The sequence below is a fragment of the Phytopseudomonas dryadis genome (assembly GCF_004327355.1).
GTDB classification, from domain to species: Bacteria; Pseudomonadota; Gammaproteobacteria; order Pseudomonadales; family Pseudomonadaceae; genus Aquipseudomonas; species Aquipseudomonas dryadis.
Genome location: NZ_QJUM01000022.1, coordinates 90,132 through 105,847, shown reverse-complemented (window position 1 = coordinate 105,847; position 15,716 = coordinate 90,132). Strand labels below are relative to the sequence as shown.

Here is a 15,716-nt window from a genome sequence, read left to right as displayed (position 1 = left end):
GTGCAGTCATGCGTAAATACCTGACTGGCGTCTGGGCTTGCCTGAAGCTCGGTGTGCCTTTCGATTCATCCGAGCTATTCAGCAATGAACACCTGAAAAACGCTTGACCACTAACAGAGTATCTACATAGGCGGCGGGTGGCCGCTCTCCTGTCGGCGCCCCTGCGCCTCAAAAAACGTATCTGATCGGCATCAGCCATAACCCGTTAGTTCGACGCGCGAAAACGACTCGGGTTCGCAGGCGATCGGTGTGGGCCGAGCCGATCCACAGGTCCGCTACCTGGGTGGCCGCCGGCGACGGAAAGACTTGGGCTGGCCCGCGCGCGCGGCTATAATCGCCGGGTTTCACGCGCCCGGCACCGCCGCGGCGTGCCCGCCACCCGTTCGAGGGGCGCTGCAGCAGGCTCATCCCGTGCGATGACCGCCTGTCAGGCTCGAACGGGGCGTTACCCATACGCATCAACGGCGCCCATTCGCAGACAACGAATGGAGAACTCATTCTATGAGCGCTGTACTGACGCCTGCCGGTTTCACCGACTACAAGGTCGCCGACATTTCCCTGGCCGCCTGGGGCCGCCGCGAACTGATCATCGCCGAATCGGAAATGCCCGCCCTGATGGGCCTGCGCCACAAGTACGCCGGCGAGCAACCGCTCAAGGGCGCGAAGATTCTCGGCTGCATCCACATGACCATCCAGACCGGCGTGCTGATCGAAACGCTGATCGCCCTGGGCGCCGAAGTGCGCTGGTCGAGCTGCAACATCTTCTCCACCCAGGATCAGGCCGCCGCGGCCATCGCCGCCGCCGGTATCCCGGTGTTCGCCTGGAAGGGTGAAACCGAGCAGGAATACGAATGGTGCATCGAGCAGACCATCCTCAAGGATGGCCAGCCGTGGGACGCCAACATGATCCTCGACGACGGCGGCGACCTGACCGAGATCCTGCACAAGAAATACCCGGCGATGCTGGAGAAGATCCACGGCATCACCGAAGAGACCACCACCGGCGTGCACCGCCTGCTCGACATGCTCAAGGCCGGCACCCTGAAAGTCCCGGCGATCAACGTCAACGACTCGGTGACCAAGAGCAAGAACGACAACAAGTACGGCTGCCGTCACAGCCTCAACGACGCCATCAAGCGCGGCACCGACCACCTGCTGTCGGGCAAGCAGGCGCTGGTGATCGGCTACGGCGACGTGGGCAAGGGCTCGGCCCAGTCGCTGCGCCAGGAAGGCATGATCGTCAAGGTCTCCGAGGTCGACCCGATCTGCGCCATGCAGGCCTGCATGGACGGCTTCGAGCTGGTTTCGCCGTACAAGAACGGTATCAACGACGGCAGCGAGGCCAGCGTCGACGCCGCGCTGCTGGGCAAGATCGACCTGATCGTCACCACCACCGGCAACGTCAACGTCTGCGACGCCGGCATGCTCAAGGCCCTGAAGAAGCGCGCTGTGGTGTGCAACATCGGCCACTTCGACAACGAGATCGACACCGCCTTCATGCGCCAGAACTGGGCCTGGGAAGAGGTCAAGCCGCAGGTGCACAAGGTGCACCGCACCGGCGCCGGCAGCTTCGACGCGCACAACGATGACTACCTGATCCTGCTGGCCGAAGGCCGCCTGGTCAACCTGGGCAACGCCACCGGTCACCCGAGCCGGATCATGGACGGCTCCTTCGCCAACCAGGTGCTGGCGCAGATCTTCCTGTTCGCGCAGAAGTACGCCGACCTGCCAGCCGAGAAGAAGGCCGAGCGCCTGACCGTGGAAGTGCTGCCGAAGAAGCTCGACGAAGAAGTGGCCCTGGAAATGGTCAAGGGTTTCGGCGGCGTGGTCACCCAACTGACCAAGCAGCAGGCCGACTACATTGGCGTGAACCAGGACGGCCCGTTCAAGCCGGACGCCTACCGCTACTAAAAAGCCGCTGTAGGCTAGAGGCTGGAAAGCTGGACGAAAGAACGCCACCGAGCCGCCTTTTCGTCCAGCCTTCAGCCTTCAGCCTTCGGCGATTGAAGGACCACCGGGCAACTACTGACCCGAAAGCTCCCAGGATTCGCTCATGAGTTCCCCCGAACGCCGCTACAGCTTCGAGTTCTTCCCCACCAAGACCGAAGCCGGGCACGAAAAACTGCTGGCCACCGCGCGCCAGCTGGCGGGCTACAACCCCGATTTCTTCTCCTGCACCTATGGCGCCGGCGGCTCGACCCGCGACCGTACGCTGAACACCGTGCTGCAGCTCGATGGCGAGGTGAAGGTGCCGACCGCGCCGCACCTGTCCTGCGTCGGCGACAGCAAGGCCGAACTGCGCGAGCTGCTGAACCTGTACAAGGACAACGGCATCCAGCGCATCGTCGCCCTGCGCGGCGACCTGCCTTCGGGCATGGGCATGGCCAGCGGCGAACTGCGCCATGCCAACGAACTGGTCGAGTTCATCCGCGCCGAGACCGGCGAGCACTTCCATATCGAAATCGCCGCCTACCCGGAGATGCACCCCCAGGCGCGCAATTTCGAGGACGACATCGCCAACTTCGTACGCAAGGCCAGGGCCGGCGCCAACAGCGCCATCACCCAGTACTTCTTCAACGCCGACTGCTATTTCTACTTCGTCGAGCGCGTGCGCAAGCTGGGCGTGGACATCCCGGTGGTGCCGGGCATCATGCCGATCACCAACTACAGCAAGCTGGCGCGCTTCTCCGACGCCTGCGGCGCCGAACTGCCACGCTGGGTGCGCAAGCAGCTGGAAGCCTACGGCGACGACGTCGACAGCATCCAGGCCTATGGCGAGCAGGTCATCAGCGAGATGTGCGAACGCCTGCTGCAAGGCGGCGCCCCCGGCCTGCACTTCTACACCCTGAACCAGGCGGCGCCGAGCCTGGCGATCTGGAACAACCTGCAGCTACCACGCTGACGGCGCCGGGCGCGGGCCGCGAAAGGCAGAACTTTCGTGGCCCGCCCATCTCCTAATTCACACTGTGCGACAACGTCGGCGGACGGGTTCGAACCTCGTTCGCCGGTTCGCTTGCAGAGCGGGTCGGTTGACCTGAGCCGCCAAGCTGGTCGAAAGTACGCCGCCTTACCCGGCCGCCCCCTCATGGGTCGGCACGACCGGGAGCAAAATTCTTTATCGCGCGACAGGCCAGGACCGCCTCGAGTCGTCGCGCCAGCACGGGATGCCTGCATGCTCACTCGTCAAAAAATCAACGCCTCGGTCTCGCCCAAGGGCAGCCTGGAAACCCTGTCGCAACGCGAAGTGCAGCAACTGCGCGAAACCGGCTCCGGCAGCGTCTATTCGCTGTTTCGTCAGTGCGCCCTGGCGATCCTCAACACCGGCTCGCACAGCGACAACGCCAAGACCATACTCGAGGCCTACCCGGACTTCGAAGTGAAGATCCACCAGCAGGATCGCGGCATCCGCCTGGAGCTGCTCAACGCCCCGGCCGACGCCTTCGTCGATGGCGAGATGATCGCCAGCACCCGCGAGATGCTGTTCAGCGCCCTGCGCGACATCGTCTACACCCAGAGCGAACTGGAAAACCAGCGCGTCGACGTGTCCAACTCCCAGGGCATCACCGACTACGTCTTCCACCTGCTGCGCAACGCCCGCACCCTGCGTGCCGGTGTCGAGCCGAAGATGGTGGTGTGCTGGGGCGGCCACTCGATCAGCACCGAGGAATACAAGTACACCAAGAAGGTCGGCCACGAGCTCGGCCTGCGCGCACTGGACATCTGCACCGGCTGCGGCCCAGGCGTGATGAAGGGGCCGATGAAGGGCGCCACCATCTCCCACGCCAAGCAGCGCATCAGCGGCGGCCGCTACCTGGGCCTGACCGAGCCGGGCATCATCGCCGCCGAGGCGCCGAACCCGATCGTCAACGAGCTGGTGATCCTGCCGGATATCGAAAAGCGCCTGGAAGCCTTCGTGCGCGTCGGCCACGGCATCATCATCTTCCCCGGCGGCGCCGGTACGGCCGAGGAATTCCTCTACCTGCTCGGCATCCTGATGCACCCGGACAACCGGAACCTGCCCTTCCCGCTGATCCTCACCGGTCCCAAGGCGGCGGAGAACTACCTGCAGCAGTTGCACGCCTTCATCGGCGCGACGCTGGGCGAGCAGGCGCAGGAGCGCTATGTGCTGATCCTCAACGACCCCACCGAAGTCGCCCGACAGATGGCCCGTGGCATCAAGGCCGTCGAGCAGTTCCGCCGCGAACACAACGACGCCTTCCATTTCAACTGGCTGCTGAAGATCGACGAAAGCTTCCAGCACCCCTTCGAGCCGACCCACGCCAACATGGCCAGCCTCGACCTGAGCCGCGAGCAACCCGCCCACGAGCTGGCCGCCAACCTGCGCCGCGCCTTCTCCGGCATCGTCGCCGGCAACGTCAAGGACAAGGGCATCCGCCTGATCGAGGAACAGGGCCCGTACGAGCTGCGCGGCGAGAAAAGCATCATGCAGCCGCTGGACCGCCTGCTGCAGGCCTTCGTCGAACAGCACCGCATGAAGTTGCCGGGCGGCAGCGCCTATGTGCCCTGTTACCGGGTGGTCAGCTGAGGCAGCTGCAAGCTGGCCTGGCGGGGACGGCGCGAGCGCGTAGCCTGGGTTGAGCGCAGCGATACCCAGGTTGGCTGACGCGGCCATGACCGACTCACCAGCCCCTCTGCTGGCAGGCGCAGGCATTAAGTGATAATAATTCTCAGATCAATCGGCAGCGATCAGCGCCGCCCGAGACCAGGAGAGTTCAATGCCACGCCCTGCTCCCCGCACCCTGCGGGTCATCTCATCGACCCCCGTCACCCCGCACATGCTGCGCATCACCCTGGGCGGCGCGGAAATCGACAGCTTCCCCGCCGACCAGGAAAGCGCCTACATCAAGCTGATCTTCCCCGCTCCGGGCAGCGACAGGCCGCTGATGCGCACCTACACCGTGCGTCACCAGCGTCCCGACCAGTTCGACGTCGACTTCGTGCTGCACGAGGATGCCGGCCCGGCCGCCGCTTGGGCCAAGGCCGCCAGGCCGGGTGACAGCATCGTCGTCGGCGGCCCCGGCCCGAAGAAACTGGTCGACAACAGTGCCGACTGGTTCCTTATCGTCGGCGACATGACCGCCCTGCCCGCGCTCAGCGTCAACCTCGAACAACTGCAGGCCGACGCCCGGGGCCATGCGCTGATCGAAGTGATCGACGAACGCGACATCCAGCCACTGCGCCACCCGGCCGGTATCCGCCTGCACTGGCTGGTCAATCCGCACCCGGGCGAGGACAGCCAGTTGCTGGTCGAGCATGCCCGCGCCCTGGACTGGCTACCGGGCCGGCCAAGCATCTGGGCCGCCTGCGAGTTCGCCAGCATGCGCGCCCTGCGCCAGTTCTTCAGGGGAGAACGCCAGGTGCAGCGCCAGAACCTGTACATCTCCAGCTACTGGAAGCTCGACAGCAGCGAGGATCAGCACAAGGTGGCCAAGCGCGAGGATGCCGACGCCCAGGGCGAATGATCCACGCCGCCACTGGCCGCAGGCACGGGTATTTCGCCGGTGCCTCGGCAGGCCGGTCGAGGCATACGGGAACCGGTCAGCGGGCAAACGCTGTCCAAAGCCGACAATCCTGTTACACTCGGGCCTTCCCGCCAGGCTTGCGCCCGGATGCTAGCCCCCAGTGGTCAGCAGTACCGGACGGGATTGCGCGCCCCACGTGCGATTCAAGCCAGGCAATACACCTATAGGGCCTCGCCCTCACTAGACAGGATTTCACATGTCCTTTGCCTCCCTCGGTCTCTCCGAGGCTTTGGTCCGCGCGGTCGAAGCTGCCGGCTACACCCAACCCACTCCGGTGCAACAGCGGGCCATCCCCGCCGCGTTGCAAGGTCGCGACCTGATGGTGGCGGCCCAGACGGGTACAGGTAAGACGGGCGGTTTCGCCCTGCCGATCCTCGAGCGACTGTTCCCCAACGGTCACCCGGATCGCGAACAACGCCACGGCCCGAAACAGCCGCGCGTGCTGGTGCTCACCCCCACCCGCGAACTGGCCGCCCAAGTGCATGACAGCTTCAAGCTGTATGCCCGCGATTTGAAATTCGTCAGCGCCTGCATCTTCGGCGGCGTTGGCATGAACCCGCAGGTACAGGCACTGGCCAAGGGCGTCGACGTCCTGGTCGCCTGCCCGGGCCGCCTGCTCGACCTCGCCGGTCAGGGCAGCGTCGATCTGTCCCACGTGGAAATCCTCGTGCTCGACGAAGCCGACCGCATGCTCGACATGGGCTTCATCCACGACGTGAAGAAAGTCCTCGCCCGCCTGCCGTCCAAACGACAGAACCTGCTGTTCTCGGCGACCTTCTCCAAGGACATCACCGACCTGGCCGGCAAGCTGCTGCACAACCCCGAGCGTATCGAGGTCACGCCGCCGAACACCACGGTCGAGCGTATCGAACAGCGCGTGTTCCGCCTGCAGGCCAGCCACAAGCGCGCTCTGCTCGCGCACCTGATCACCGCCGGCGCCTGGGAACAGATCCTGGTGTTCACCCGTACCAAGCACGGCGCCAACCGCCTCGCCGAGTACCTGGACAAGCATGGCCTGCCGGCCGTGGCGATTCACGGCAACAAGAGCCAGAACGCCCGTACCAAGGCCCTGGCCGACTTCAAGGCGAACAAGGTGCGCATCCTGGTCGCCACCGACATCGCCGCCCGCGGCCTGGACATCGACCAGTTGCCCCACGTGGTCAACTTCGAACTGCCCAACGTCGAGGAAGATTACGTGCACCGTATCGGCCGTACCGGCCGCGCCGGCCGCAGCGGTGAGGCGATCTCCCTGGTCGCGCCGGACGAGGAGAAGCTGCTCAAGGGCATCGAGCGGATGACCAAGCAGAAGATCCCGGACGGCGATCTGCTCGGCTTCGATGCCAGCAAGGTCGAGGCCGAGCGCCCGGAAGTTCGCGAGCCGCAGAAACCACGCCCGCCACGCGGCGCCAAGGCGGATGGCGAACGCCATGGCGGCGGTCGCAAGGACAAGGGCAAGGACGGCGGCAAAGCCAAGGCCAAGCCTGGCCGCGCGGCGCAGCAGCCCCGCGGGTCGGCCCGCGCCAACGCGCCGAGCGTGCCTACGTTGCCTCCCGACCGCGCGCCGGATGAGTTCCGCGACGACGAGATCGACAACTTCGGCAACCGTGCCGACTACGTCAGCCCGCACCAGAACGCGCCCCAGGGCCGTGGCCGCCGCCCCGGCGCCGCCGGTAGCGGCCCGAGCGCCAGCAACGGTGTCGGCCAGGGCCCACGCGGTCCGGGCCAGGGCCCCCGCAGCAGCGGCAGCGGCGCCGGCAAGCGTCAGGGCCAGGCCGGCAAGGGCCGCGGCGGCGCGAACAATCGTGGACGCAGCCAGCAGCGCGACACCACCACCTCGCTCAACCGTGACGAACTGCCGCGCCAGGAGCCTGCCGTGCGCGGCCCCCGTGACAGCAAGCAGCCGATCATCGTGCACAAGAGCTCGCGCAGCGACCGCCTGCCGACGCCCGAACAGCTCGATCAGTTGCAAAGCAACCGTCCCCGCGGCGAGAAGCCGGCTCTGCTGACGCGCAATCGCGACAGCTGATCCTGCTGCGGACAGGAAAACGCCGACCTCAGGGTCGGCGTTTTCGTTTCCGACGCCAGCAACGCTCGCCGGGTCTGCAGTCTTACGAACGCTACTTGGCGACGACCGCGCCTCCCGCTACTCGAAACCGGACCGCGCCCGGCCCCTTCCCGGTGGGCGGGACTGAACAGCCACGGCGCTGGTTTCGGCCCGCGTGGATGGCAGGCAATAAAAAATGGCCGGGAGCTATTTTTAACGTCGCTTGCGACGGCCCGAAGGGTGGCTGCCAGGGATGGCAGGCAATAAAAAACCCGCCGAAGCGGGTTTTTTCTGACCATGAATGCCAAGCATCTTGGTTGGCTGCCATCCTGGCCATGGTCAATCGTCCCTGATCTGAGCGCCTCCATGCGCTGCAGCAGTGGGGGTAGATTAAGCCCCACGCGGGCCGGCCGCCAGAGCCGACCAGCGCCATGCCGTGTAAGCCTTTTACCATAGCGCCGCCCGGGGGAGGCGACAGCTTACTTGCGCACGCCTTCCACCGAGATGATCAGCTCGACTTCCTGCGAAGCCGGGCCCAGGTCCTTGTCGATATTGAAGTCCTTCAGTTTCAGGGTGGTGGTGCCTTCGAAACCGGCGCGGTAGCCGCCCCACGGGTCGTCGCCCTGACCGATGAACTTGGCGGCGATGACCACCGGCTTGGTCACGCCGTTGAGGGTCAGGTTGCCGGTGATATCGGCAGCACCGTCGCCGGTGGACTTGACCGCGGTGGACTCGAAAGTCGCCGTCGGGTTCTTGCCGACGTTGAGGAAGTCGGCGCTGCGGATGTGCTTGTCGCGCTCGGCGTGGTTGGTGTCGACGCTTTCGGTCTTCAGGGTGACGCTGACCTTGCTGGCTTCCGGGTTCTTCTCGTCGAAGCTGAAGCTGCCGTCGAAGTCCTTGAAGGTCCCGTACAACCAGCTGTAGCCCAGGTGGCTGATCTTGAAATTGACGAAGGCGTGCTGGCCTTGCTTGTCGATGGCGTAATCGGCTGCCATTGCATTGCCGGCACCGAGCAGGGCGGTTCCGATGGCCAGGGCGGCAAGTGTCTTCTTCAACATGGGCGTACTCCTTGTGAGGTGAATATCGGCTCGGGGGACATTCCGCGAGCCCGAAACAGCGTGGAAACTCAGCGGCCGAACATGCGAACCAGGGTGCGATCACGGTCGATGAAATGGTGCTTCAGCGCAGCCAGGCCATGCACACCGGCGAAGATCACCAGCGCCCAGGCCAGGTACTCGTGTACCAGCCCGGCGACATCGCCCTGGCTGGGAATGCCGGTCACGCTCGCCGGTACTTCGAACAGACCGAAGACGCTGATGCCACGCCCATCGGCGGTGGAAATCAGGTAACCGGAGATCATCAGCACGAACAGACCGAGATAGAGGAAGGCGTGACCGAGCTTGCTGGCCACCCGCGTCAGCCGCCCATGCTCCGGCAATGCCGGCGGCGGTGGGCTGATCCAGCGCCAGAGCAGACGGGCGAGCATGACCATGAACAGCAGGATGCCGACGCTCTTGTGGATGTTCGGTGCGGTCTGGTACCAGCTGCTGTAGTAGCTCAACCCGACCATCCAGTAGCCAAGGGCGAACAGGCCGAATACCACAATGGCCACCAGCCAGTGCAGGGAGATGCTGACGAAACCGTAACGAAGGGATGTATTACGCCACTGCATGGCCTGATTCCGAACGGATGAGACGAGAAAGACTAGCAACAAACCTATCGAATAAAAGCAATAATTGTTGATTTGAAATATCTATAAATTAGATGTCTATAACGAAACATGCTGGTTGGAGCGTCGTTAGGAAGCCCCGTGGCCGGAGAGTTCGTCAGAAGGCTCTGAGCGGTTGTTTTCAGGGGATCGATGGGAGACCGCGTGACGGAACGGGTATGTGGCGCTTCTGATAGGCTTGCGCACCTGATGATTGGGAGAGCCTGTCTATGAGCCTGAATGACCACTGGATGCAGCGCGATCTGAACGTGCTCTGGCACCCCTGCACGCAGATGAAGGATCACGAACAACTGCCCCTGGTGCCGATCAGGCGTGGCGAAGGCGTATGGCTGGAGGACTTCGACGGCAAGCGCTACCTCGATGCGGTCAGCTCCTGGTGGGTCAATGTGTTCGGCCACGCCAACCCGCGTATCGGCGCCCGCATCAAGGAGCAGGTCGACCAGCTGGAACACGTGATGCTCGCCGGTTTCAGCCACCAGCCGGTCATCGAACTGTCCGAGCGCCTGGTGCGGATCACCCCGGCCGGGCTGAACAAGGTGTTCTACGCCGACAACGGCTCCTCGGGCATCGAGGTGGCGCTGAAGATGAGCTACCACTACTGGCTCAACAGCGGCAAGGCGGACAAGAAACGCTTCATCACCCTGAGCAACAGCTACCACGGCGAGACGGTGGCGGCGATGTCGGTGGGCGACGTGGCGCTGTTCACCGACACCTACAAGGCGTTGCTGCTCGACACCATCAAGGTGCCCAGCCCGGATTGCTACCTGCGCCCGGACGGCATGGGCTGGGAAGAGCATTCACGCAACCTGTTCGCCGCCATGGAACAGACCCTGGCCGAGCATCACCATGAGGTCGCCGCGGTCATCGTCGAGCCGCTGATTCAGGGCGCCGGCGGCATGCGCATGTACCACCCGGTGTACCTCAGCCTGCTGCGTGAAGCCTGCGACCGCTATGGCGTACACCTGATCCACGACGAGATCGCCGTCGGCTTCGGCCGCACCGGGACGATGTTCGCCTGCGAGCAGGCCGGCATCACCCCGGATTTCCTGGTGCTGTCGAAGGCACTCACCGGCGGCTACCTGCCGATGGCCGCGGTACTGACCACCGACGAGGTCTACAGCGCCTTCTACGACGATTACGCCACCCTGCGCGCCTTCCTCCACTCGCACACCTACACCGGCAACCCGCTGGCCTGCGCGGCGGCCCTGGCGACCCTGGATATCTTCGAGCAGGACGGGGTGATCGAGGCCAACCGGAAACTGGCGGCGCGCATGGCCAGCGCCACCGCCCACCTGGCCGATCATCCCCACGTGGCCGAAGTGCGCCAGACCGGCATGGCCCTGGCCATCGAGATGGTGCAGGACAAGGCCGGCAAGGTCGCCTATCCCTGGCAGCAGCGCCGCGGCCTGCAGGTGTACCGGCACGCCCTGCAGCGCGGCGCCCTGCTCAGGCCGCTGGGCAGCGTGGTGTATTTCCTGCCGCCCTATGTGATCAGCGAGGAGCAGATCGACTTCCTCGCCGAGGTGGCCAGCGAAGGTATCGATCTGGCCACCCGCGAGTCGTTCAGCGTGGTCCAGGGCGATAGCCGCTATCCGGGCTTCCGTGATCCGGGCTGAGGCCCGGCGACCTGTGCCTCGCAACGCAGGCGTCATTCGTCGACGACACAGCGGTGACGGCCAGGGTCATTCGCCGAAATCGGTCGGATTCAGACCATTGCCTGTCGCTCTCGCTTATCGCTCGGATCCCCACGTCCTTACCATGGCCTGAGGCCTGGTCTCGCCAGGCCGGGGCTCGCCGCGCGCAGCCAGCGCATATGGCCCACGACAATCAAGGGAGGATGCGATACCCCTTTCTCTGCCGCCAACGACACCTGAAAGCACACGGAGAGCACGCAATGTCATTCAGCAAAAAATCATTACTGGCACTCGCCATCACCGCGACCACAGGCGCCCCTCTGGCCATGGCCGATCAGGCCGAAAGCCAGGGCTTCGTCGAAGACAGCCACCTGGACTTCCTGACCCGCAACCTGTACTGGCACCATGACGGCCATGGTGGCGGTGCCGACAACCGGGAGTGGGGCCAGGGCTTTCGCCTCGAGTACGCCTCCGGCTACACCCAGGGCACCGTGGGTTTTGGCGTGGACCTGAGCGCCTATGCGCTGATCAAGCTGGATGGCGGCCAAGGCTACTCGGGCAGGGCCGGGGTACTGGTGCCGGATGGCGAAGGTACCCGTGACGAGGCCAGCTCGGCGGGAGCGGCGCTGAAGATGCGCCTCTCCAATACCGAATTGAAATATGGCAACAACCTGCGCCCCTACAACCCGGTGTTCGCCCCGGCCGACGCCCGCCTGGTGCCCGCCACCGCCACCGGCTTCTGGCTGACCAGCAGCGAACTGGAAGGCCTGGCCCTGGAGGCGGGCCACCTGACTGCCGCCAAGGACTTCAACAGCACCAACAGCGACGACGACTTCTACGCCGCTTACGCGGGCGTGGGCACCGACACAGTGGACTTCGTCGGCGGCAATTACACCATCAACGACAACCTCAGCGTCAGCCTCTACGGCGCCGAGTACAAGGACATCTGGCGCCAGTACTACGCCAACGCCAACTACACCTACGCGCTGAGCGAGACGCAGAACCTGAACTTCGACTTCAACATCTACCGCACGGATGACGAAGGCCGCAAGCTGGCCGGCGACATCGATGTCACGGCCTGGTCGTTCGCGGTGGCCTATAGCCTGGGCGCCCACACCTTCACGCTGACCCACCAGCAAATCGACGGCGACCAGCCGTTCGACTATCTGGGGATGGGGCCTGGCACCTACCATGACTCCATCTACCTGGCCAACTCCTCGCAACTGGTCGATTTCAACGGCCCGAACGAGAAGTCCTGGGGACTGTTCTACGACCTCGACTTCACCCGCTACGGGGTGCCCGGCCTGAGCTTCCACGCGCGCTACATCCGCGGTACCGACGTCGACGGCAGCAAAATGGACCCGAACAGCCCCTATGCCTACTACGCCGATGGCGAAGACCACTGGGAGCGCGACCTCGCCGTTGGCTATGTGGTGCAGAGCGGCTCGGCCAAGGACCTGTCGCTGCGTCTGCGCCAGGCTACCCACCGCATCGGCAATGGCAAGTCGGATGTATCCTCCGACCAGGTCCGCCTGATCGTCGAATACCCACTGAATATCTTCTGATACGACCTGGCCGGGGCTTCCCGGCCAGCGACACATCGCGCGCCGGCGGCACAAGCCGCCCTGCAGGCTGCAGGACAATCGCGCTATAGCCGTCAAGGAACAGTCTTGCGATCGGATTGGCAATAGTGTGTGTTGATGGATCGTGGTTTGTTGTTAGGTGTACATCCGCCGCTTCTGTGGTGACATCTATACCGGTTGCGCCCTGACGGCGCCTCACTTTTTCTTGCTTGCCCAAGAAAAAGTAAGCAAAAAGAAGGGCACCCCGACATGCGGCCCGGCTACGCCGGGTTCCCTCGCTCCATCGCCGTTCCGGGGGCCCGCCGCGAAGGGACGTCCCTGTCCCGTCGCGCCTCTCGCGGCATCCCTGCCGCTCAACCCCCTCCACGACGATCCACTCGGCCTCCTGACGGGGAGGTGAAGCGGGTGGTGTCTGGACGATCGGATCCAATCAATTGGATGGTTTAAAATGCTGCAACTCGATTGAATAGGCGCCGCATCCTTCCCCCATTCCAGAAGGCTGAACGCAGGCATTGCGTAGGGGAGCGAGTGGCAGGGATGCCACGAGAGGCGTAAAGGGCCAGGGATGACCCTTGTACGCCGGCCCCGGAGCGATGCCGGAGTGAAGGAAACGTAGCGAAGCGGAGTAACAACCGCAGGTTGGCCCGAAGGGTGAGCGCTGCGAATCACCCCGGCGTAGCCGGGGCCGTATGGTGGGGCGTGTTTCTTTGCTTACTTTCTTTGCACGAGCAAAGAAAGTGAGGCGCCGTCAGGGCGCAACCCGTAGAACAGTCAGATACAAGAGCGGCGGGTGTACACCAAAAGCCCGAACACCACAGCGCCGCCAGCCCCACACACTATTGCCAATCCTGTATGACCCATATAGCGCGATTGCCCTGCTGCAGACTGCCGCAGCCCTGCAGAAAAACCGCGACGAGGTTATGCTGGCGCCCCCCGTAGCCAACACCTGCCACCGTCATGCGCCTGTCCCGTTTCTTCATCGATGCCCCCCTGTCTCTCGGTCAGCACGCGTTGCCGGAAGCCCAGGCCCATTACATCGGCCGCGTTCTGCGCCATGCGGCGGGCGACGCGGTGCAACTGTTCGATGGCAGTGGCCAGGAATTCCTCGGCACATTGCTCGAGGTGGGCAAGAAAAACGTGCGCGTGGAATTGCGCGAGCAGTTCGCCGGACAGGCCGAATCGCCCCTGCACATCCATCTGGGCCAGGGGCTTTCCCGTGGCGAACGCATGGACTGGGCGATCCAGAAAGCCACCGAGCTGGGCGCCCGGGTGATCAGCCCGATCGTCAGCGCCCGCTGCGAAGTGCGCCTGAAGGACGAACGCGCCGACAAGCGCATGGCACACTGGCGCCAGGTGGCGATCAGTGCCTGCGAACAGTGCGGACGCTCGGTGCTGCCTGTGATCCAAGCCCCCATAGCCCTGGAAGAATGGTTGCAACAGAGCGAGGCCGAGCTGAAACTGGTGCTGCATCCGGTCGCCGCACCGCTGCTCAGTCACGCCAGACCGCAATCGCTGGCCTTTCTGATCGGCCCGGAAGGCGGCCTCAGCGACAGCGAGGTCGAGCAGGCGCAAAACGCCGGCTTCCACGCCGCGCGCCTGGGCCCGCGGGTGCTGCGCACGGAAACCGCGCCGGTGGTGGCACTCGCCGTGGCGCAGCAGTTGTGGGGCGATTTCTGAACGCGGTTGCGCTCGGCCGGTGGCTACGAGAAGCTCGCCGCAGCGCCAGGCAGGCGCGGGCGGCGCTGGTACGCCGGAAAAGCCCACATGAAATATCTGGTTAAAAACGCTCTATAGCGGGGATCCACAGCAGGCGCGCAGGATATGCGTAGCCTGCTAACGATGAGAGATAACCATGAAGACCCGATATTCCAGCGTACAGATCGGCCTGCACTGGCTGAGCGCAATTCTGGTGTTGAGCGTGCTGGCCCTGCCCTATGGCAAGGATCTGTTCGGCGCGCTGCTCGGCGGCTCGGGCGGCGTGTTCACCCTGCACAAGTCGCTGGGGCTGACCATTCTGCTGCTCACGATCATTCGCTTGCTGGTACGTGCGCGCCAGGGCGCGCCACAATTGCTGCCGGCCGACGCCGTCTGGCAGCAGCGCGCAGCCAAAGCCGGCCACGCCCTGCTCTACCTGCTGATGATCCTGATGCCGCTGAGCGGCCTGCTGTTCGGCAAGCGCCCGGTGGAGCTGTTCTGGCTGGTGGAAATCGGCCCGCTGCCGCTGTCCGACACCCTGCGCGGTGCCGCCAAGCAGTTCCACCTGATCGCCCAGTACCTGCTGTTCGCAATGATCCTCGGCCACGCGGGCATGGCGCTATGGCACCACTACCGCCTGCGCGATGGCGTGCTGCCAGCCATGTTGCCGGCGGCGCGCGGTCGCTAGTGCCGTGGACTCCCGTGGATGCCGTCTTGAGCCCTGGCCTGCAAGAGCCCGTTCGGTATCAGGGTTCGCCTGTAGGCGCGTCGACCCCGGCGCGATGCGAGGGCGGCCATGCTGCAAAAACGCGCTATGGCCACGATTCGCCGCGAGGGCGCGGCTCCTACACGAATCTGGCAATGCTGCGCGCTTATTGCTGGATTCCGTGTAGATACCGCGCGACCGACATTTGATCCGTGTCGCGACACAGCCGCGGCGCGTTCGGCGACGTCGCGGCTGCATCGGACATCATCCAGCCGGGTTCAGATCAGGCCCGCATCCGCCAGCTTCTGCTCCAGGGCGACCAGATCCGGGATCTTCAGCACGCCCTCTTCGCCACTCACCGCTGCCAGCTCCAGTGGCGCCAGTGGCGCGTCGGCGCGCGGCAGATCCTCGGTAACCCGCAGCGAACGCGGAATGCCCTGCACCAGCAGGGCGATGAACTTGACGTTGGGGCGGCCGCCCAGGGCGTTGATCACGGCGATACGCGCACCCGGGCCGACCTGCGCCCGGCCATCCGAGGCCGCCTCGAACGACAGCAGCGGCAGACGCAAATCACGCCAGGCTACCTGGCCGAGGAACCAGTCCGGCATGCCGGAAACCGCTGGCGGCGCGCGGTAGGGAATCAGTTCGGCCACCGCCACGTTGGGCAGCAGCAGGGTGCGATCGGCCAGCGGCACGATCAGACCGGTCAGGCTGCTGACGTTGTTCTGGGAAACGACGGCTTGGCTCATGGGTATGTCCTGTAAGGGGCCAGGCCCCGATAG

The 15,716-nt window shown here is 64.6% G+C and carries 12 protein-coding genes and 1 riboswitch; of the genes, 9 read left to right on the top strand and 3 right to left on the bottom strand.

Features of this window, described 5'->3' with window-relative positions; genetic code table 11:
• The first annotated feature begins 379 nt into the window (after nucleotides 1-379).
• Nucleotides 380-477: riboswitch (S-adenosyl-L-homocysteine riboswitch) on the top strand.
• 24 nt (nucleotides 478-501) lie between these two features.
• The 5 genes from ahcY to rhlE2 all read left to right on the top strand — a co-directional run bounded on the left by ahcY (nucleotide 502) and on the right by rhlE2 (nucleotide 7,569).
• Entirely contained in the window at nucleotides 502-1,911 is a 1,410-nt protein-coding gene (gene ahcY, locus DNK34_RS18265) for an adenosylhomocysteinase (protein ID WP_131176366.1), read from the top strand.
• Between the two features lie 142 nt (nucleotides 1,912-2,053).
• Nucleotides 2,054-2,902, top strand: a complete 849-nt coding sequence (gene metF / locus DNK34_RS18260; RefSeq protein WP_131176367.1) for a methylenetetrahydrofolate reductase [NAD(P)H] — start codon at nucleotides 2,054-2,056, stop codon at nucleotides 2,900-2,902.
• 270 nt (nucleotides 2,903-3,172) lie between these two features.
• Entirely contained in the window at nucleotides 3,173-4,546 is a 1,374-nt protein-coding gene (ppnN, locus tag DNK34_RS18255; RefSeq protein ID WP_131176368.1) for a nucleotide 5'-monophosphate nucleosidase PpnN, read from the top strand.
• Between the two features lie 190 nt (nucleotides 4,547-4,736).
• Complete coding sequence (locus tag DNK34_RS18250; RefSeq protein WP_131176369.1) at nucleotides 4,737-5,483, top strand: siderophore-interacting protein; 747 nt, start codon at nucleotides 4,737-4,739, stop codon at nucleotides 5,481-5,483.
• A 256-nt stretch (nucleotides 5,484-5,739) separates the two neighbouring features.
• A complete protein-coding gene (gene rhlE2 / locus DNK34_RS18245) occupies nucleotides 5,740-7,569 on the top strand; it encodes an RNA helicase RhlE2 (RefSeq protein ID WP_131176370.1) in 1,830 nt (609 codons plus the stop codon).
• A gap of 497 nt (nucleotides 7,570-8,066) precedes the next feature.
• Here the strand turns inward: rhlE2 and DNK34_RS18240 are convergent, their stop codons facing one another.
• Nucleotides 8,067-8,645 carry a YceI family protein gene (locus tag DNK34_RS18240; RefSeq protein WP_131176371.1) on the bottom strand — a complete coding sequence of 193 codons (579 nt, stop codon included), beginning with the start codon at nucleotides 8,643-8,645 and terminating at the stop codon, nucleotides 8,067-8,069.
• Between the two features lie 68 nt (nucleotides 8,646-8,713).
• Nucleotides 8,714-9,259 (bottom strand): cytochrome b, encoded by a 546-nt coding sequence (locus DNK34_RS18235; RefSeq protein ID WP_131176372.1) that lies wholly within the window; start codon nucleotides 9,257-9,259, stop codon nucleotides 8,714-8,716.
• 266 nt (nucleotides 9,260-9,525) lie between these two features.
• Here DNK34_RS18235 and DNK34_RS18230 point away from each other — a divergent pair, with 266 nt between their 5' ends.
• From DNK34_RS18230 to DNK34_RS18215, 4 genes are all read left to right on the top strand, one after another.
• A complete protein-coding gene (locus DNK34_RS18230; protein WP_131176373.1) occupies nucleotides 9,526-10,932 on the top strand; it encodes an adenosylmethionine--8-amino-7-oxononanoate transaminase in 1,407 nt (468 codons plus the stop codon).
• 278 nt (nucleotides 10,933-11,210) lie between these two features.
• Nucleotides 11,211-12,515, top strand: a complete 1,305-nt coding sequence (locus tag DNK34_RS18225; protein WP_131176374.1) for an OprD family porin — start codon at nucleotides 11,211-11,213, stop codon at nucleotides 12,513-12,515.
• A gap of 975 nt (nucleotides 12,516-13,490) precedes the next feature.
• Nucleotides 13,491-14,210, top strand: coding sequence for a 16S rRNA (uracil(1498)-N(3))-methyltransferase (locus DNK34_RS18220; protein WP_131176375.1), 720 nt, complete (start codon nucleotides 13,491-13,493; stop codon nucleotides 14,208-14,210).
• Nucleotides 14,211-14,385: 175 nt separating this feature from the next.
• A complete protein-coding gene (locus DNK34_RS18215) occupies nucleotides 14,386-14,916 on the top strand; it encodes a cytochrome b (RefSeq protein ID WP_131176376.1) in 531 nt (176 codons plus the stop codon).
• A 296-nt stretch (nucleotides 14,917-15,212) separates the two neighbouring features.
• Here the strand turns inward: DNK34_RS18215 and DNK34_RS18210 are convergent, their stop codons facing one another.
• Nucleotides 15,213-15,683 carry a chemotaxis protein CheW gene (locus DNK34_RS18210; protein WP_131176377.1) on the bottom strand — a complete coding sequence of 157 codons (471 nt, stop codon included), beginning with the start codon at nucleotides 15,681-15,683 and terminating at the stop codon, nucleotides 15,213-15,215.
• Nucleotides 15,684-15,716 lie beyond the last annotated feature (33 nt).

Coding starts and splice junctions, on each gene's coding strand:
- ahcY (WP_131176366.1), top strand. CDS start 502: ATGAGCGCTGTACTGACGCCTGCCGGTTTCACCGACTACAAGGTCGCC.
- DNK34_RS18225 (WP_131176374.1), top strand. CDS start 11,211: ATGTCATTCAGCAAAAAATCATTACTGGCACTCGCCATCACCGCGACC.
- DNK34_RS18240 (WP_131176371.1), bottom strand. CDS start 8,645: ATGTTGAAGAAGACACTTGCCGCCCTGGCCATCGGAACCGCCCTGCTC.
- DNK34_RS18235 (WP_131176372.1), bottom strand. CDS start 9,259: ATGCAGTGGCGTAATACATCCCTTCGTTACGGTTTCGTCAGCATCTCC.
- ppnN (WP_131176368.1), top strand. CDS start 3,173: ATGCTCACTCGTCAAAAAATCAACGCCTCGGTCTCGCCCAAGGGCAGC.
- rhlE2 (WP_131176370.1), top strand. CDS start 5,740: ATGTCCTTTGCCTCCCTCGGTCTCTCCGAGGCTTTGGTCCGCGCGGTC.
- DNK34_RS18215 (WP_131176376.1), top strand. CDS start 14,386: ATGAAGACCCGATATTCCAGCGTACAGATCGGCCTGCACTGGCTGAGC.
- DNK34_RS18210 (WP_131176377.1), bottom strand. CDS start 15,683: ATGAGCCAAGCCGTCGTTTCCCAGAACAACGTCAGCAGCCTGACCGGT.
- DNK34_RS18230 (WP_131176373.1), top strand. CDS start 9,526: ATGAGCCTGAATGACCACTGGATGCAGCGCGATCTGAACGTGCTCTGG.
- metF (WP_131176367.1), top strand. CDS start 2,054: ATGAGTTCCCCCGAACGCCGCTACAGCTTCGAGTTCTTCCCCACCAAG.
- DNK34_RS18250 (WP_131176369.1), top strand. CDS start 4,737: ATGCCACGCCCTGCTCCCCGCACCCTGCGGGTCATCTCATCGACCCCC.
- DNK34_RS18220 (WP_131176375.1), top strand. CDS start 13,491: ATGCGCCTGTCCCGTTTCTTCATCGATGCCCCCCTGTCTCTCGGTCAG.